Origin of the sequence: Streptomyces sp. NPDC048196 (genome assembly GCF_040652715.1) — a bacterium.
Taxonomy (GTDB): domain Bacteria; phylum Actinomycetota; class Actinomycetes; order Streptomycetales; family Streptomycetaceae; genus Streptomyces; species Streptomyces siderophoricus.
In genome coordinates, this window is record NZ_JBEZMM010000017.1 from 78,607 (window position 1) to 94,745 (window position 16,139).

Below are 16,139 nucleotides of genomic sequence, written 5' to 3' on the forward strand. Positions count from 1 at the left end.
TGACCCTTTGCGGCCGCCGGTCAGGCGAACAGGGCCCGGCCGTACCAGTCCGAGGTGTCGCGGACACCGGGCAGGGCGTAGAAGTAGCCGCCGCCGAACGGGGTGAGGTAATCCGTCAGCGGTTCGCCGGCGAGCCGGTGCTGCACGGCCTCGAACTGGGCGGCCAGGTCGCGCTGGTAGCAGCAGAACAGCAGGCCCATGTCCAGGTTGCCGTTGCGGTCCACGCCCTGGTCGTAGTTGTACGAGCGGCGCAGGATCCGCTGGCCGTCGGTGGCCGCGGTGCGGGGGTTGGCCAGCCGGATGTGGCTGTCCAGCGGGATGACGTCGCCCTTGGGATCGTCGGGGTAGTGCGGGGTGTCGTGTTCGTGGTCGCCGTCCAGGGGCGCCCCGGTCTCGCGGTTGCGGCCGAACATCCGCTCCTGTTCGGTCAGCGACACCCGGTCCCAGAACTCCACCAGCATGCGGATCAGCCGCACCACCTGGTAGCTGCCGCCGACCGCCCAGGCCGGTTCGCCGGAGTCCCGGCCGGCCCAGACCAGCCGGTCCATCTCCCGGCCGGACCCGGCGTCCGGGTTGGCCGTGCCGTCCTTGAAGCCCATGAGGTTGCGGGGCGTGCCGGAGGGGCGGGGCGGGCTGCTGAAGCCGTCCATCCGCCAGCGCACCTGCATGCCGCCCCGGGTGTGCCGGGCGATGTCCCGCAGGGCGTGCAGCACGGTGTCGGTGTCGTCGGCGCACAGTTGGAGGCTCAGATCGCCGTGGCACCACTCGGGGCGGAGGTCGTCGTCGGGGAAGGTCGGCATGACTTTGAGGCGGCGCGGTGCCCGGCCGTGCAGTCCGAACCGGTCGTCGAAGAGGGCCGCGCCCACGCCGGCCGTCACCGTCAGCGCGCCGGCGGGGAGCCGCGGCCCGAGGAGGCCCGAGTCGGTGGGCGGGCCGGTGATGCCCGGGTCCGCGGGTGTGCCGCCGTCCGTCAGGGCACGGGCCCGGGCGGTGAGGGTCCTCAGCAGCTCGGCCAGCTCCCGGCGGTCGGCGGCCGTGACGTCGAACGCGGTGAAGGCCGTGACCCGGCGGGGCGGGGCGAGCACGGAGGCCTGGTGCGGCCCGTGGAACGGCACCGGGGGTGCGGCAACGGTCCCGAGTGCGGGGCCGGGCACCGGCACCGTGCCGCCGGCCCCCGGCGAACCCTGCGCGGGCGCCGCACCGCCGGCCGCCAGCCCGGCCCCGGCGAGGGCCGCGCCCCGCAGGAATCCCCGTCTGCCGACTCCGTTCACGCCACTCATTCCGCTCACACCGTTCTGCGCGCGTCGCACAGCGTCGCCACCGACGCCAGCCGTTCCACCAGGTCTCCCAGCACCGCGTCGGTACGCTCCCGCTGCCGGCGGTCGAGTCGGTCCAGCGGCGTCCAGCGCCCGTCCCGCCGGAAGCCGTCGAGCAGTTCCTGCGCCCGGCCCAACTGCCGCTCCAGCGCCGGTAGTTCGGGGTACCGGGGGACGAGCAGGGGGCGCAGCCGGGCGAGCACGGCGCGGGTGCCGTCGAGGTTGGCGCGGGCGGTGGCGAGGTTGCTTCCGCTGCCGTAGTCGGTCCGCCCGGTCAGCTCGAACTGGAGGGTGTTCTCCAGGATCTCGTGGGCCCGCAGGCCGAGGTCCGCCGGTTCCATCCGGGCCTCGGCCCAGTCGTCCCGCAGCGCCTTGACGGCGTCGGCGAGTGCGGTGGACGGTCCGCGCAGGGATGCCGTGGACCGGCCGTGCCACAGCCCGTACTCGATCCGGTGGAAGCCGGTGAAGGCCGGGTCCCGGACGCCGTCCGGCAGGCCTGCGGTGGTGCCGTTGATCTTCCCGTCCGCGTCACCGAACGCCCCGTAGGCGGCGCCCAGCCGCTCGTAGGCGAGGTGCGCGGACAGCCAGGCGTCCTCGGCCGCCGCCCGGTCGCCGTCCGCCAGGGCGTCCCGCAGCCGCCCGGTCCGGCCGACGAGGCCGTCCAGGCCCTTGGCGACCCACTTCTGGTAGGCCAGCGCCGGGGGGATCAGATCGTGCTCGGTGACCGGGGCCGCGGCCGGGCCGGGCGGGCCGCCGCCCGCGATCCGCACCGTCGGTCCGGTGACCGCGTGCGCGTCGTCCGGCAGGCACATGAAGGCGTACGCGCCCCGGCCCAGCCGGACCCGCAACTGGCGGGTGGTGCCGGGCCCGATGCCCTCCACCTCGCCGTGGACGGAACCGTCGGCGGGGTTCTTGAGGTAGACCTCGGCGGCGGTGTCGGAGGTGTTGTGCAGGTCGAAGACCTGGAGCCCGGGGCGTGGGTGCTGCCATCCGCGGCCGCAGCCGCCGGGCGACACCTCGATGCCGGTGTGCGGCAACCCGTCCGGCGCGACCCGCCCCGCCTCCGCGCCGTCCGCCCCACCGGTCAGCAACAGCCCGGCCAGCAGCCCACCGACCACGAGCACACCACCGACGGCCCTGGTCCGAGCGGTGGCTCCCATGCTGCTCCTGGCCTTCGTGCTGGTCCCGGTCCCTGCCCCGGCGAGCTCGGCGTCACCCGGTCGGGTCTCCTCCCCACCGGACGGCGCCGGCCTCCATGCTAGGCAGCGTCCCGGCTCCGAACACCCCTTCGCCCGGACAGAGTCCGAGAGTTTCCCGGCAGTTCACCGGGCGGACGCCCGTCACCGTCGTCGGCCGGTCAGCCGGAGACCTCCATCCGCTGCGTCCCGACGACCGACAGCAGCCGCATCGCCTCTTCCGACGGCGAGCCGGGGGCGGCGGTGTAGATGACGACGCACTGGTCCCGGTCGGCGATGTCCAGGACGTCGCAGCGAACGGTCACCGGCCCGACGAGGGGGTGCGCGAAGGTCTTGCAGAAGGTGGGACGGTCGGTGACGTCGTGCGCGGCCCAGAGCCGGGCGAACTCCTCGCTGCCGGCGAGGAGTTCCTCGACCAGGCCGGTCACCTCCGGGTCGTGGGGGTAGCGGCCCGCGGCGGCGCGCAGGTGCTGGGCCGAGGTCCGGGCGAACTCGTCCGCGTCCGAGACGCCGTACAGCCGCCGGTGGTCCCGGTAGGGGCCGAGGAAGGTGCGCCGGATCAGATTGCGGTCCCGGCGCGGGAGGGCGGAGAAGTCCTCCATCAGGGCCGCGGCCAGCTCGTTCCAGGCGATGACCTCGTACGTCGCCGACATCACCAGCGCCGCGGCCTCCGGCAGCCGGTGCAGCAGGTCGACGATGCTCTGCCGCACCTCCCGCGAGGGCCCCGGCGGGGGCCCGGGCGGGGCACCGGCGAGGTGGTGCAGGTGGTCGCGCTCGGCGTCCGACAGGCGCAGTGCCCGGGCCAGCTGGGCCAGCACCTCGCGGGACGGGTGCGGGGCACGCGCCTGCTCCAGGCGCGTGTAGTACTCGGTCGAGATGAACGCCAGCTGCGCCACCTCCTCGCGGCGCAGCCCCGGGGTACGGCGGCGCGGCCCGGCGGGCAGCCCCACGTCGGCGGGGGTGATGCGTTCGCGTCTGCTGCGCAGGAAGCCACCGAGCTCACGTCGTACTCGTCGATCCATCTCCCCAGTGTGCGGGGGCGCCGCGACGCCCAGCCAGGTACTGCCGGTGCCTGGATGCGCGGGGCGGCCGGCCCCAGGCTCATCGGCATGAACCACACACCGGTCACCACCACGACCTCACAGCCCTCCGACTCCTCTGCGTCCTCGGGTGCATTGGGCCTGCTCGCCGGCAAGGTCGCCTTCCTCACCGGTGCCGGTCGCGGCATCGGCGCGGCGGCGGCCCGGCTGTTCGCCCGGGAGGGCGCCCGGGTGCTCCTCGCGGCCCGTACGGAGAGCCAGCTCAAGGCGGTCACCGAGGAGATCCGGGCGGCCGGCGGCACCGCGGAGTACGTGGTGTGCGACCTGGCCGACCCGGCGAGCGTCCGGGCCGCCGTCGACCGGTCCGTGGAGCTGTACGGCCGGCTCGACGTGGCCTTCAACAACGGCGCGACGGGCCAGCCGCCCGGCCCGATGGACCAGCTGTCGGAGGCCGATTTCGACCGCGTCTGCGCGGTCAATCTCAAGGGCCCGTGGCTGGCCATGAACGCCGAGATCGCCGCGATCCGCGCCACCGCGCGGCGCGGGGCCATCGTCAACACCTCCAGCGTCGGCGCCCTGATGGCCAACCCCTGGCTGCCCGCCTACGGTGCGGCGAAGCGGGCACTCAACAGCCTCACCGCCTCGGCAGCCGCCACCTACGGCCCGGAAGGCATCCGCGTCAACGCCATCGCGCCCGGCACCACGCTCACCGAGATGCTGCACGAATGGGACGAGAAGACCCCCGGCATCATCGATCAGCTCAACGCCCGGACCCCGCTGGGCCGCGCCGCCGACCCGGAGGAGATCGCCCAGGCCGCCGCCTGGCTCCTCAGCGACCGCTCCTCCTACGTCACGGGCACGGTCCTCCGGGTCGACGGCGGCATGCAGGCCTGAGCCGGCACGGCGCACTTGCACCCGACGCACGGAGTGCCCACCCGTCAGGCCACGCTCTGACGGGTCCCGGTCTCCGCGGAGAGCCTGACCGCGTCGAGAAGGCGGTGCAGCCGCAGTCCGGCGCCGAAGTCCGGGACGGTGCATGAAACGGTACGCAGGTCGAGGCCCAGCCGGGCCTACAGCCGGGCCACATGGAAGCCCTCCGCGGTGGAATCGATCCCCGAGGCCCACAAGTACCGCTCAGAAAGGGATGGTTGCCCGCACCGGCCACCACCCGGAACACCTGTGCCCAACATGAGAGCTACGGCATCAGCGAGGCACTCGGCGGCGCCTGCGGAGACACCCTCACCCAGCGCATCGAGGACCTGCGGGAAGCGATGCGGCCCCTGGTGGAACGCGTCCAGGCAACCGGCGCCCCTCCGCGTCATCGTCGACGGCCTGCGCCCCGTATATTGCGGCCTGAGCCGGGGTCAGCCCGCGTGACCTGCCAGTACGCAGGTCCTGACGGCAACCCCGGCCAGACCCCACCCGATTCGGGCGATCCCCCGCGTCGCCCGAATCAGGCCGCTCTCCGGATTCCGCCCGAGCCGACGGACTTCCGGTGGCTGTCTGAGTATATTGGCTCTCAGCCAGTCAACGCAGGAGTTACAGGATGTCTCCCCGCAGCGCATCGGTCAATGAAGAATTGCGGCGGCGCTCCCGCGAGCGGCTGTTGCAAGCGACGGTTGATCTGGTAGGGGAGCGCGGGTACGAGGCGACGACGCTCGGGGACATCGCCCAGCGGGCCGGCGCGGCGCGCGGGCTGATCTCGTATTACTTCCCCGGCAAGCGACAGCTGCTGCAGTCCGCGGTGCACCGGCTGATGCACCTCACCCTGCAGGCGGCACTGGAACGCGAACCACGGCCCACCGGGCCGGGCGCCGGACGGGAACTGCTGGCCCGGGCCATCGACGCGATCCTCGGACTGGCGCACGACCGGGCGCTGCTGATGCGTACGCACATGGCGAACATCCTGACGGCCGAGGGATTCATCCAGTGCCCCGAGCAGCAGCGGCTGGCGCAGTTGCTGCGGGAGACGGTCGTGGCGTACGGCTCCACGGACCCGGACACCGACTATCCACTGCTGCGGGCCCTGCTGATGGGCGCGGTGGTGCCGATGCTGCTGCCGGGGGCCCCGATGCCGCGGGCCCGGCTGCGGGCCGAGCTGTTCCAGCGGTACGGGCTGGACTGGGAGTTGGGGGTACCGCCGGGCGAGAGGCCCGGCGCGGTGGCCCGGCCGCGCGACAACCCCCGCCAGTTGGCAGGTAGTTGAGGGGGAAGTTCGGCGGGTTGGCTTGACGGTCGTCGGTGTCGTAGGGGTGTGGCGGCCGTGTCAGCGTTTGTTGTGACGTGGCGTCAAGAGGCCCTCGTCGCGGGCGCCGGCGATCAGCCGCAGTGAGCGCCGGCGGTTGCGTCCGGTGGCGAGCATGACGGCCAGCACCGGGTCGCGTCCCTCGCGCTGGGCCTGCCGGTAGGCATCCGCGGCGAGCTTGCGGCGCTCGGCGACCCGCTTCCGGGCGAGCGGCGCCGAGCGGGTGCGTGCCGCTGACGCATCCCCTTCGGTCGCGTCCCCCTGCGTCGCGTCCCCCTGCGTCGTCACCTCGCCCGTTCCTGGCCCGGTCCGCTCCTGGGTCTCGGCGCGGCCCTCTGCCGCTGCCTCGACCTCGGCCCCTGCCTCCGCCCCTGCCCCTGCCTGGGCGCGCTCGTCGCCTTCCGCGCCCGTCGCCTCCGCCCCGCCGTCCGCGTCTGCTGCCGGGTCGGCCGGCTGCCCGTCGAGCGGCTGCGGCGGTCCGGTGACCCCGGCCGTCGCTCCGATGGCGCGGGCCGGGCCCGTCGTCGACCCCGTAGGCGCCGTCGGTCCCTCGGCCGGCCGTTCCGCCGGCGGATCGGTCAGCGGGGCGTCCGGCGCGCCGGCGGCCCGGCCGGTCGGCGAGGGGGCTGTCACGCCGGCCGTGCCGGCCGTCGGGCCGGTCGCCGAGGTGTCCCCCACGGCAGCCGTCGGGCCGGGTGCCGGGCCGGCCGACGGTTCCTGGAGCGGGCCGGCCGGTGTGCTGTGTGCCGGGCCGGTCGTGGGTGCGCCGGCCGGGCGCACCATCCGCTCCGGTGATCCGGCGGCCGGGCCGGGCTGGCGGGGTGTCGGGCGGTGCTTCCGTGGACGTCCGGTGGCCGCCCGGAAGGCGTCGTCCAGGGGGCCCTCGATCCAGCGGGCCAGGTCGGCGAGGCCGTCCAGGGTGAGCGGTGGATCGGCCCGGACGTCCTCGACGGTGATGTGGTCGTCGGAGACCGTCACGAGGACGTCGATGCGGGCGCCGTCGGCGAAGGTCAGCCGGGCGCTGCACCAGGGGCCCAGCGGGTCGGGCCGGGGTGCGGTCGGGCCGGCCGGCTCGTCCGGTGCGGCGGGCGTGCGGGCGGGCGCGGCCGAGCCGTGCGCCTGCAGCTCCCACGTGGGCCACTCCCGTGGCGCGCCCTGGGCTTCATATCGGTGATTAACGGTATAAAAGTCACTTTCCGACACATTGAAAACCTAGCCTCCAGCCCACCCGGCCCAGTAGCGCGGCACGCTCATCCCACCGGGAGCAACCCCGATAGCGCATCTCCCGTCGCGCGCCCGCCGGTGCGATCCTGGGGTTATCCCGCGGAAGGGGCCACTCGTGCTTCGTGTCGCAGTGATCGGTTCGGGACCCAGCGGCGTCTACACCGCCCAGTCCCTCATCGAGCAGGAGGCCGTGCCGGACATCGAGGTCTACGTCCTGGACCGGCTGCCGTGCCCGTACGGCCTGGTGCGCTACGGGGTCGCCCCCGACCACGAGAAGATCAAATCGCTGCAGAACAACCTGCGTACGGTGCTGGAGCACCCGCGGGTGCACTTCGTGGGGAACGTGGAGGCCGGGGCTCCGGGGCTGGGGGTCGAGGAGCTTCGGGAGATCTTCGACGCGGTGGTGTTCTGCGTGGGCGCGGCCACCGACCGGCATCTGGGCATCCCCGGTGAGGACCTGCCCGGCAGCCACCCGGCCACCGATTTCGTCGCCTGGTACAGCGCGCACCCGGACGCTGCCGCGACCCGCTTCGCCCTCTCGGCGCGGTCGGCCGTCGTGATCGGGGTGGGGAACGTGGCGGTGGACGTGGCGCGGATGCTCTCGCGGGCGGCCGCCGAGCTGGCCGCCACCGACATCCCGCAGGGTCCGCTGGGCGTGCTCGCGGACAGCCGGGTCGAGGACGTGTGGATGGTGGGCCGACGCGGGCCTTCCCAGGCCAAGTTCACGACCAAGGAGTTGCGCGAGCTGGGATCGCTGCCGGGTACCGAGGTGCTGGTGCGGCCGGAGGAGCTGGCGCTGGATCCGGCGTACCGCGACCCGGCCGGGCTGCCGGCGGTGGCCCGGCGGAACGTCGAGGTGCTGCGCGGCTGGGCGGAGCAGCCGGCCGGCGGCGGCGCCCCGGTGGGCCGGCGGCGCCGGATCCATCTGCGGTTCTTCCTGCGGCCGGTGGAGATCCTCGGGGACGCCGGCGGGGTGCGGGCCGTCCGGTTCGAGCGGACCGCGCCCGACGGGTCGGGCGGGGTCACCGGGACCGGCCGATTCGAGGAGATCGAGGGCCAGTTGGTGCTGCGCTCGGTCGGCTACCGGGGGACGCCGCAGCCGGGGCTGCCGTTCGACGAGGCGACCGGGACGGTGCCGCACAGCGCGGGGCGGGTGCTGCGGGACGGGGTACCGCTGCCCGGCGTCTATGTGGCGGGCTGGATCAAGCGGGGCCCTACGGGGGTGATCGGCACGAACCGGCCGTGCGCCAAGGAGACCGCGCGGTCGCTGCTGGCGGACGCGGCCGCATCGGCGGGGCGGGCGACGGCCGGGGACCCGGTGGCCGCGCTGACCCGGGCGGGGCAGCGGCCGGTCCTGTGGCCGGGCTGGCTCGCCATCGAGGCCGCCGAGGCGGCCTGGGGCCAGGGAATGGGACGCGGCACGGTCAAACTGCCGGACTGGGCGGGCTTGTTGGAGGCGGCCCGGGCGGCAACATGACCTGCTGGAAAGGGGCGGGCGGCGCAGAACGGTGCGGCGGGGGCGCGCCGGCGCGGGGTGGGTTCACCGCTCCCCGAGCCGGCGGTCCTGGAGGTCGGCCGCCCGCAGGACGTCGTCGATCAGGCCGGGGAAGAGCTCTTCCAGGTCGGTCGTGCGCAGCCGGTTCATCTTGGCCGTGCCCCGGTAGAACTGCTGGATCACGCCGTGTTCCCGCAGCACCCGGAAGTGGTGCGTACAGGTCGACTTGCTGACCGGGAGCTCGATGTCCGCGCAGTTCAGCTCGCCCTCGGCGGCGGCGAGCGTGCAGACGATCCGCAGGCGCATGGGGTCGGCGAGGGCGTGCAGGACGTCGGCGAGCCGGATCTCCTCGCGGTCCGGGTGCGCGAGCGCGCGCGATCCCGGCACGGCGCCCGGGGAAGTCGTATCGGTCGGCATGACGGCTCCTGTGGGGTCTGCGGGCCCGCTCTGACGGGTTCCGGGGACCTGACGCCCGGTCCGCAGGCTCATTGTACGAGAAGCATCGTAGTTTGACACCTGCCGTAGTACGGCGGTTATCGTACGAGCACGGGGCCGGTCCGGCTCCCGTCCTTCCCGGCACACCAGGTACAGGAGTCCGCCGTGAGCGCACTGTTCGAGCCCCTCACCCTCCGCTCGCTGACCGTCCCGAACCGCCTCTGGATGGCGCCCATGTGCCAGTACTCCGCGGCCCCCGAGGGCCCCGAGGAAGGCACGCCCAACGACTGGCACTTCCAGCACCTGGCCGCGCGGGCGGCCGGCGGCACCGGGCTGATCCTCACGGAGGCGACCGCGGTGCATCCCGACGGCCGGATCAGCCCGTACGACCTCGGGCTGTGGAACGACACCCAGACCGAGGCCTTCCGGCGCATCACCGCCTTCCTCAAGGCCCAGGGCACCATCCCCGGCATCCAGATCGCCCATGCCGGGCGGAAGGCGTCCACCGAGCGCACCTGGGTCAACCGCGGCGGCCCGATCCTGCCCGGCCAGCGGCACGGCTGGGAGCCGGTGGGGCCGAGCCCGCTGCCGTTCGACGAGGGGTTCGCCACGCCGGCGGAACTGTCCGTGGCGCAGATCCGTGAACTGGTCGGGCAGTTCGGGGCGGCCGCGCGACGGGCCTTGGCGGCCGGCTTCGAGGTGGCCGAGATCCACGGGGCGCACGGCTACCTGATCAACCAGTTCCTCTCGCCGTTCACCAACCGGCGCACCGACGCCTACGGCGGTTCGTACGAGAACCGGACGCGGTTCGCGCTGGAGGTCGTGGACGCCGTGCGGGCCGAGTGGCCGGACGAGCTGCCGGTCTTCTTCCGGATCTCGGCAACCGACTGGCTCACCGAGGACGCGAGCGACGACCGCACGGGCTGGACCGCCGACGACACCGTGCGCTTCGCCCGGGACCTGCGGGAGCACGGCATCGACCTGCTGGACACCTCCACCGGCGGCAACGCCCCGGACGCCAGGATCACCGCCGGTCCGGGCTACCAGGTGCCGTTCGCCGAGCGCGTCAAGAAGGAGACCGGCCTGGCGGTGGGCACCGTCGGACTGATCACCGAGGCGCGGCAGGCCGAGAAGATCATCGCGGCCGGCCAGGCGGACGCCGTGCTGCTCGGCCGGGAGCTGCTGCGCTCCCCCAGCTTCGCGCAGCACGCGGCGCGGGAGCTGGGCGCCGAGGTCCGGACGCCGCAGGCGTACCACCGCGCCCTCTGAGCGGGCCCGACGCCTCGCGGGACGGGGTCCGGCGGCCGTCGCGCACCGTCGGGGACGGCCGTGCGGCACGCCGTCGCACGCCGTCCGACCTGCGCGGATGCGCTTCGGGACGCCGTTGTCAGTGGTCGGGTGCAGACTTGCCCCTATCTGAGACAACGGCGTCCCGGAGGTTCGGGCCATGACTGACGTACTACTCGCAGTGGGCACCCGCAAAGGGCTCTTCATCGGCCGGCGACGGCGCGGCACATGGGAGTTGAGCGGTCCGCATTTTCCCTCGCAGGCGGTGTACTCCCTCGGGATCGACACCCGCCGTGCGACCCCCCGGCTGCTGGCCGGGGCCGACAGCGCCCACTGGGGCCCGTCGGTGTTCCATTCCGACGATCTGGGCGAGAGCTGGCAGGAGCCCGCCCGCCCCGCGGTCAAGTACCCGAGCGACACGGGGACTTCGCTGGAGCGGGTGTGGCAGCTGCATCCGGCGGGCCCGGCCGCCCCGGACGTGGTGTACGCGGGCACCGAGCCCGGTGCGCTGTTCCGCTCCGAGGACTGCGGCGAGACCTTCGAGCTGGTCCGGGCGCTGTGGGAGCACCCGAGCCGTGAGCAGTGGGTACCGGGCGGCGGCGGGCTGGCGGTCCACACGGTGATCACCGACCCGCGGGACCCCGACGCGGTCACCGTCGCGGTGTCCACGGCCGGGGTGTTCCGCACCCTGGACGGCGGCGCCAGCTGGGCGCCGTCCAACAAGGGCGTCAAGGCGGTCTTCCTGCCGGACCAGCATCCGGAGTTCGGCCAGTGCGTCCACAAGATCGCCCAGGACCCGGTCCACCGCGACCGGCTCTATCTGCAGAACCACTGGGGCGTCTACCGCAGCGACGACGCGGGCGCGCAGTGGACGGACATCGGCGCCGGCCTGCCCTCCGACTTCGGCTTCGCGGTGGCCGCGCATCCGCACCGCGGCGATGTCGCCTACCTCTTCCCCATCACGGCCGACATCGACCGGGTGCCCGCGGAGCACCGCTGCCGGGTCTACCGCACGTCCGACGCCGGCCGCAGCTGGGAGGCGCTGAGCCACGGCCTCCCCGAGGAGGACCACTACGGCACGGTGCTGCGCGACGCCCTCTCCGTCGATGACGCCGACCCCGCCGGGGTGTATTTCGGCAATCGCAACGGCGAGATCTACGCCAGCGCGGACGACGGCGACAGCTGGCAGCAGCTCGCCTCCCATCTGCCGGACGTGCTGTGCGTCCGGGCGGCGGCGGTGGCCTGACAGGAGGGAAAGCAGGTGACGCCGTCACCCGGACCACCGGACAAGAAGGAGGAACGACACGGATCCGTACGACAGTTGGGTGCTCCAGGTGTGGACCGTGCGCGGCCGGCCGGGCCCGGTCCGTCGATGGCGGGGAATTGAAGGGGAAGGCGCTTCGGCCAGTAGGGTGACCCCGTGGCTGCACGACCTCTTGAAGACATCGTCGAACCAGGCTGGGCCAAAGCGCTGGAGCCCGTCGCCGACCGGATCGCCGCGATGGGCGACTTCCTGCGGGCGGAGATCGCCCAGGGGCGTACCTACCTGCCGGCCGGCAACAACGTGCTGCGTGCCTTCCAGCAGCCGTTCGACGAGGTACGGGTGCTCATCGTCGGACAGGACCCCTACCCCACCCCGGGGCATGCGGTCGGGCTCAGCTTCTCGGTGGCGCCGGACGTCCGTCCGCTGCCCGGGAGCCTGGAGAACATCTTCCGCGAACTGCACTCCGACCTCGGCCTGCCCCGGCCGTCGAACGGCGATCTGACGCCCTGGACGCGGCAGGGCGTCCTGCTGCTGAACAGAGCGCTGACGACCGCGCCGCGCAAGCCCGCCGCGCACCGCGGCAAGGGCTGGGAAGAGGTCACCGAGCAGGCCATCCGCGCGCTGGTGGCCCGCGGCCGTCCGCTGGTGTCGGTCCTGTGGGGGCGCGACGCACGGAATCTGCGGCCGCTGCTGGGCGACCTGCCGGCCGTCGAGTCCGCGCACCCGTCCCCGATGTCCGCGGATCGGGGCTTCTTCGGCTCCCGGCCGTTCAGCCGGGCGAACGACCTGTTGGTCCGGCAGGGCGCGGCGCCCGTCGACTGGAGGCTGCCCTGACCCCGGGCGATAGTGTGCCTGGCATGACGAATGCGAACATCCCTGCGGGTTGGTACGCCGACCCGCAGGGCACCCCCCACCAACTCCGCTGGTGGGACGGGTCCCAGTGGACGGCGCACACCCACCCGGGACAGCAGCCGGCCGCCCCCGACCGGACCGCGCAGCCCGGCCCCCAGCAGCCGCAGCAGCAGTACGCCCCGGCCCAGCAGCCCGCCGGGCAGCAGCCCCAGCCGGCCGCCCAGCAGCCCGCGCAGCAACAGATGGCGCAGCAGCAGATGGCCCCGCAGCAGGCGCCGCAGCAGTCCGTGCCGGGTCAGGCGCCGTACCCCGGCCAGCCGCAGGGCGGCGCCCCGTACGGGCAGCCCGGCCACGGCCCGCAGGGCCAGGGGCAGCCGATGCAGCAGCCGTACGGCCAGCAGCCGATGCCCGGACAGCAGCCCGGCCCGTACGCCGGGGCCGGCGTGGCGCAGCAGGTGCAGCAGCAGGCGGGGGTGGCACCGGCGGGCCAGGGCGGTGGGACGCTGTTCACCGAGCCGGTGCTGGTGGTCAACCAGAAGGCCAAGCTCATCGAGGTCACCAACGAGTACGGCGTCTTCGACCAGCACGGCAACACCTTGGGCGCGGTCGTCCAGGTCGGCCAGAGCACGGCCAAGAAGGTGCTGCGGGTGGTCTCCAGCCTCGACCAGTACATGACCCACAAGCTGGAGATCCGGGACGCCTACGGCCAGCCGCAGTTGGTGCTGACCCGGCCCGCCAAGCTCATCAAGTCCCGGGTCATCGTGGAGCGTCCGGACGGCTCGCCGGTCGGCGAGATCGTCCAGCAGAACGCCATCGGGAAGATCAACTTCGGGATGATGGTGAACGGCCAGCAGATCGGCGCCATCAAGGCCGAGAACTGGCGGGCCTGGAACTTCGCCATCGTGGACCACGCCGACACCGAGATCGCCCGGATCACCAAGACCTGGGAGGGCCTTGCCAAGACGATGTTCACGACCGCCGACAACTACGTCCTGCAGATCCACCAGCAGCTGCCCGATCCGCTGCTGAGCCTCGTCGTCGCCACGGCCCTCACCGTCGACACCGCCCTCAAGCAGGACGCCCGGGGCCTTGGCTGACGCCTCCGGCGGCCATGTGCTCGGCGTCGACTCGGGCGGGTCGGGTCTGCGGGTCGCGGTGGCCCGCACCGACGACACCGCGGCGCGGCCACTGGCCGTCCGTACCTCCCGCGAGCCGGTGCGCACCGGCCCCGCCGGGATCGACGCGGACCATCTGCTGTCCCAACTCCTGCCGCTGGCCGGGGAGTTGGCGCAGAAGGTCGGGGCGCGGGACTTCCCGGCCGTGTGTGTCGGCGCCGCCGGTATGGCCTCCCTGGGAGACGAGCTGCGCGCCCGGCTGCCCGGCGCGCTGGCCACCGCGTACGGGGTGCGCGGGCTCGCCCTCGCGGCCGACGCCGTGACCGCGTACGCCGGGGCCCTCGGGCAGCGGCCCGGCGCGGTGGTCGCCGCGGGCACCGGCATGATCGCGCTCGGCACCGACCTGACCGAGGAGGCGGGCTGGCGCCGCGCGGACGGCTGGGGCCATCTGCTGGGCGACTGCGGCAGCGGCGCCTGGATCGGCCGGGCCGGGCTGGAGGCCGCACTGCGCGCGTACGACGGCCGGCCCGGGGGTTCGGCCGCCCTCCTGGCGCGTGCGGAGGCGGTGTTCGGCCCGGTCGCCGGGCTGCCCGGGGTGCTCTACCCGCGCCCCGACCGGCCCGCCGTCCTGGCCTCGTTCGCGCCCGAGGTCGGCCGGTCGGCCGCGGCGGACGACGCGGTGGCGCGGGGCATCCTGGACGCCGCCGCCGGCCATCTCGCCGATGCCGCGGCCGCCGTCTGCCCGCCCGGCGCCGGCCGCGCGGTGGCCTGCACCGGCGGACTGTTCGGCCTCGGCGAACCGCTGCTGGCCCCGCTGCGCACCGCGCTCGCCGAACGGCTGCCCCACACCCCGCTGACTCCCGCCGCCGGGACACCGCTCGACGGGGCGCTGACCCTCGCCGCGGCGCTCGCCCGCGACCGACTGAAACTCCCCGCCGATGGGAAGTTGTTGCAGATCACACGGCCTGCGCCGGGGCAGCGCGACCGACGCGCGGGATAAATCGGGACGGATACCTCGGCACCGAACCCTCCCTCCGCGGACGGGGGGTCCGAGGCGTTAGCATGCGGCGCCATGAGTTCCCCCACTGGGCCCGCACCTGGCTCGCCCAATTTCGACGCCGCACCCCCGAGCCCGGGAGGCGCACCCGGCCTGCCCGTACGCATGCCGCGCGCGCGGCAGTCCGGCCGCCACCGCAGGCCGGAGCCGCTCGCCGCACCCGAGGGCGCACCCGCCCTGGTGCTGGCCGTACCCGGCACCCCCTCCTCCGCCGCGCGCAGCCTGGCGGAGGAGGTCTCCAGCATCGCCCGCTCCGAACTTCCCGGTCTGGACGCCCGGATCGGCTACGTCGACGGCGGCGACGACGAGTTCCCGTCGCTCGAAGCGGTGCTGGCGCAGGCCGCCGCCGAGCGCCGGGCCCGGGAGAGCGCCGACGGACAGGAAGACCCCGGTCCGGTCGCGGTGGTCGTCCCGCTGCTGGCCGGCCCGGACAGCGCGCTGCTGCGCCGGATACGCCAGGCCATGATGAACAGCGGCTCGGGCGCCGAGCTGACCGACGTCCTCGGCCCGCACCCGCTGCTCGCCGAGGCGCTGCACGTCCGGCTCTCCGAGGCCGGTCTGGCGCGCGCCGACCGGGCCAGGCTGTTCACGGTCGCGACGGCCGCGGACGGCATCATCCTCGCCACCGTCGGCGGCGAGGAGGCCGTGCAGGCCGCCGGGATCACCGGCATGCTGCTGTCCGCCCGGCTCGCTGTGCCGGTGCTGGCCGCCGCGCTGGACGAGGAGGGCGCCATCTCCCGTACGGCCGAGCAACTGCGCGAGTCCGGTTCGCAGCAGCTGGCGCTGGCTCCGTACCTGATCGGCCCGGAGATCGCCGACGGCCTTGTGGGGGCGGCCGCGGCGGAGGCGGGCTGCGCGGCGGCCGAGTCCCTGGGCGCGTACGGCGCGGTGGGCCGGCTGGTGCTCTCCAACTACGCCGCATCGGTGGGCATCACCCTCCCGACGCAGACCCCGGGGGTCCCGGTCCGCTAGAGAGCGCACGTCCGAAACGCAACCACCGGTATCCGTACCGACGAAGGGCCGTTCCCGCACCGAGCGTGCGGGGGCGGCCCTTCGCCCTTTCCGGGTGGACGGCACGCTTCCCGGCGGACAGCACGCTTCCTGGGCGGAAGGAGGCGGTCCGGTTCGTGTCGTGAGCGGCGCAGACGGCCGTCAGACGGCTCGGGAGCGCGGCGGGGGCGGCAGGGTGCCCCGGAGAGCCGTACGCTCGCGAGAGGACCGCACACGGCCCCTCCCCGGGCGCTCATCCGAACGCGAAGGAAGCCCATGTCGAACATCGACATCGTCCGAGCCGGTTTCGCCGCCTACCTCGCTCAGGACCGCCACGCCATCGACCGGCTGCTCGCCGACGACTTCGTCTTCACCAGCCCCCAGGACGACCACATCGACCGGGCCACCTTCCTGGAGGTGTGCTTCCCGACGGCGGACCGGCTGCGCCACCAGGAGATCCTGGACATGGTCGAGATCGACGACGAACAGGTCTACGTCCGCTACGAGTACGAGCTGACGACCGGTGAGCGCCACCGCAACGTCGAGGTGCAGACGGTGCGGAACTGCCGGATCTCTGAGGCCCAGGTCTACTTCGGCGGCCGCTTCCCGCGGGAGTGAGCGCC

15 protein-coding genes and 1 pseudogene are annotated in these 16,139 nt (G+C 74.0%); 10 read left to right on the forward strand and 6 right to left on the reverse strand.

Going from position 1 to position 16,139, the window contains the following annotated elements:
• Nucleotides 1-20: 20 nt before the first annotated feature.
• The 3 genes from efeB to AB0E02_RS19020 form a co-directional block, all read right to left on the reverse strand.
• Nucleotides 21-1,280, reverse strand: a complete 1,260-nt coding sequence (efeB, locus tag AB0E02_RS19010; RefSeq protein ID WP_362140784.1) for an iron uptake transporter deferrochelatase/peroxidase subunit — start codon at nucleotides 1,278-1,280, stop codon at nucleotides 21-23.
• 5 nt (nucleotides 1,281-1,285) lie between these two features.
• Entirely contained in the window at nucleotides 1,286-2,476 is a 1,191-nt protein-coding gene (locus AB0E02_RS19015; RefSeq protein ID WP_362140786.1) for an EfeM/EfeO family lipoprotein, read from the reverse strand.
• Between the two features lie 197 nt (nucleotides 2,477-2,673).
• A complete protein-coding gene (locus tag AB0E02_RS19020) occupies nucleotides 2,674-3,534 on the reverse strand; it encodes a helix-turn-helix transcriptional regulator (RefSeq protein ID WP_362140788.1) in 861 nt (286 codons plus the stop codon).
• An 87-nt stretch (nucleotides 3,535-3,621) separates the two neighbouring features.
• On the opposite strand from AB0E02_RS19020, the gene AB0E02_RS19025 reads away from it, so the two are divergent.
• Together AB0E02_RS19025 and AB0E02_RS19030 are read left to right on the forward strand one after the other, a co-directional pair.
• Entirely contained in the window at nucleotides 3,622-4,446 is an 825-nt protein-coding gene (locus AB0E02_RS19025) for an SDR family oxidoreductase (RefSeq protein WP_362140790.1), read from the forward strand.
• A 652-nt stretch (nucleotides 4,447-5,098) separates the two neighbouring features.
• Nucleotides 5,099-5,758, forward strand: a complete 660-nt coding sequence (locus tag AB0E02_RS19030; protein ID WP_362140792.1) for a helix-turn-helix domain-containing protein — start codon at nucleotides 5,099-5,101, stop codon at nucleotides 5,756-5,758.
• 60 nt (nucleotides 5,759-5,818) lie between these two features.
• On the opposite strand, the gene AB0E02_RS19035 is transcribed toward AB0E02_RS19030, so the two are convergent.
• Both AB0E02_RS19035 and AB0E02_RS19040 read right to left on the reverse strand, forming a co-directional pair.
• Nucleotides 5,819-6,580 carry a DUF6214 family protein gene (locus AB0E02_RS19035; RefSeq protein ID WP_362140887.1) on the reverse strand — a complete coding sequence of 254 codons (762 nt, stop codon included), beginning with the start codon at nucleotides 6,578-6,580 and terminating at the stop codon, nucleotides 5,819-5,821.
• Between the two features lie 42 nt (nucleotides 6,581-6,622).
• Nucleotides 6,623-7,000 (reverse strand): annotated as a pseudogene (locus tag AB0E02_RS19040) (DUF6214 family protein); the annotation flags it as partial.
• A 136-nt stretch (nucleotides 7,001-7,136) separates the two neighbouring features.
• Here AB0E02_RS19040 and AB0E02_RS19045 point away from each other — a divergent pair.
• Entirely contained in the window at nucleotides 7,137-8,498 is a 1,362-nt protein-coding gene (locus tag AB0E02_RS19045; protein ID WP_362140794.1) for an FAD-dependent oxidoreductase, read from the forward strand.
• Between the two features lie 63 nt (nucleotides 8,499-8,561).
• On the opposite strand, the gene AB0E02_RS19050 is transcribed toward AB0E02_RS19045, so the two are convergent.
• Entirely contained in the window at nucleotides 8,562-8,933 is a 372-nt protein-coding gene (locus AB0E02_RS19050) for a metalloregulator ArsR/SmtB family transcription factor (RefSeq protein ID WP_362140796.1), read from the reverse strand.
• A gap of 183 nt (nucleotides 8,934-9,116) precedes the next feature.
• Here AB0E02_RS19050 and AB0E02_RS19055 point away from each other — a divergent pair, with 183 nt between their 5' ends.
• The 7 genes from AB0E02_RS19055 (at nucleotide 9,117) to AB0E02_RS19085 (ending at nucleotide 16,134) form a co-directional block, all read left to right on the forward strand.
• Entirely contained in the window at nucleotides 9,117-10,220 is a 1,104-nt protein-coding gene (locus AB0E02_RS19055) for an NADH:flavin oxidoreductase/NADH oxidase (RefSeq protein WP_362140798.1), read from the forward strand.
• Nucleotides 10,221-10,398: 178 nt separating this feature from the next.
• Nucleotides 10,399-11,484: an exo-alpha-sialidase gene (locus tag AB0E02_RS19060; RefSeq protein ID WP_362140800.1), complete on the forward strand. Its 1,086-nt coding sequence runs from the start codon at nucleotides 10,399-10,401 to the stop codon at nucleotides 11,482-11,484.
• A 174-nt stretch (nucleotides 11,485-11,658) separates the two neighbouring features.
• The gene (locus tag AB0E02_RS19065; protein WP_362140801.1) at nucleotides 11,659-12,336 is read left to right on the forward strand and encodes a uracil-DNA glycosylase; all 678 of its coding nucleotides are present in this window, start codon (nucleotides 11,659-11,661) and stop codon (nucleotides 12,334-12,336) included.
• 23 nt (nucleotides 12,337-12,359) lie between these two features.
• The gene (locus tag AB0E02_RS19070) at nucleotides 12,360-13,451 is read left to right on the forward strand and encodes a phospholipid scramblase-related protein (RefSeq protein WP_362140803.1); all 1,092 of its coding nucleotides are present in this window, start codon (nucleotides 12,360-12,362) and stop codon (nucleotides 13,449-13,451) included.
• Nucleotides 13,444-14,469, forward strand: a complete 1,026-nt coding sequence (locus AB0E02_RS19075; RefSeq protein WP_362140805.1) for a BadF/BadG/BcrA/BcrD ATPase family protein — start codon at nucleotides 13,444-13,446, stop codon at nucleotides 14,467-14,469. Before AB0E02_RS19070 ends, AB0E02_RS19075 begins: the two co-directional genes overlap by 8 nt.
• A gap of 162 nt (nucleotides 14,470-14,631) precedes the next feature.
• Nucleotides 14,632-15,498: a hypothetical protein gene (locus AB0E02_RS19080; RefSeq protein WP_362140889.1), complete on the forward strand. Its 867-nt coding sequence runs from the start codon at nucleotides 14,632-14,634 to the stop codon at nucleotides 15,496-15,498.
• Between the two features lie 294 nt (nucleotides 15,499-15,792).
• Complete coding sequence (locus AB0E02_RS19085; RefSeq protein WP_362140807.1) at nucleotides 15,793-16,134, forward strand: nuclear transport factor 2 family protein; 342 nt, start codon at nucleotides 15,793-15,795, stop codon at nucleotides 16,132-16,134.
• The last annotated feature ends 5 nt before the right edge of the window (nucleotides 16,135-16,139 follow it).

Excerpts from the sequence above, each read along its gene's own strand:
- AB0E02_RS19015 (WP_362140786.1), bottom strand. The coding sequence starts at position 2,476 with ATGGGAGCCACCGCTCGGACCAGGGCCGTCGGTGGTGTGCTCGTGGTC.
- efeB (WP_362140784.1), bottom strand. The coding sequence starts at position 1,280 with ATGAGTGGCGTGAACGGAGTCGGCAGACGGGGATTCCTGCGGGGCGCG.
- AB0E02_RS19035 (WP_362140887.1), bottom strand. The coding sequence starts at position 6,580 with ATGGTGCGCCCGGCCGGCGCACCCACGACCGGCCCGGCACACAGCACA.
- AB0E02_RS19080 (WP_362140889.1), top strand. The coding sequence starts at position 14,632 with ATGCCGCGCGCGCGGCAGTCCGGCCGCCACCGCAGGCCGGAGCCGCTC.
- AB0E02_RS19060 (WP_362140800.1), top strand. The coding sequence starts at position 10,399 with ATGACTGACGTACTACTCGCAGTGGGCACCCGCAAAGGGCTCTTCATC.
- AB0E02_RS19085 (WP_362140807.1), top strand. The coding sequence starts at position 15,793 with ATGTCGAACATCGACATCGTCCGAGCCGGTTTCGCCGCCTACCTCGCT.
- AB0E02_RS19020 (WP_362140788.1), bottom strand. The coding sequence starts at position 3,534 with ATGGATCGACGAGTACGACGTGAGCTCGGTGGCTTCCTGCGCAGCAGA.
- AB0E02_RS19050 (WP_362140796.1), bottom strand. The coding sequence starts at position 8,933 with ATGCCGACCGATACGACTTCCCCGGGCGCCGTGCCGGGATCGCGCGCG.
- AB0E02_RS19025 (WP_362140790.1), top strand. The coding sequence starts at position 3,622 with ATGAACCACACACCGGTCACCACCACGACCTCACAGCCCTCCGACTCC.
- AB0E02_RS19030 (WP_362140792.1), top strand. The coding sequence starts at position 5,099 with ATGTCTCCCCGCAGCGCATCGGTCAATGAAGAATTGCGGCGGCGCTCC.
- AB0E02_RS19070 (WP_362140803.1), top strand. The coding sequence starts at position 12,360 with ATGACGAATGCGAACATCCCTGCGGGTTGGTACGCCGACCCGCAGGGC.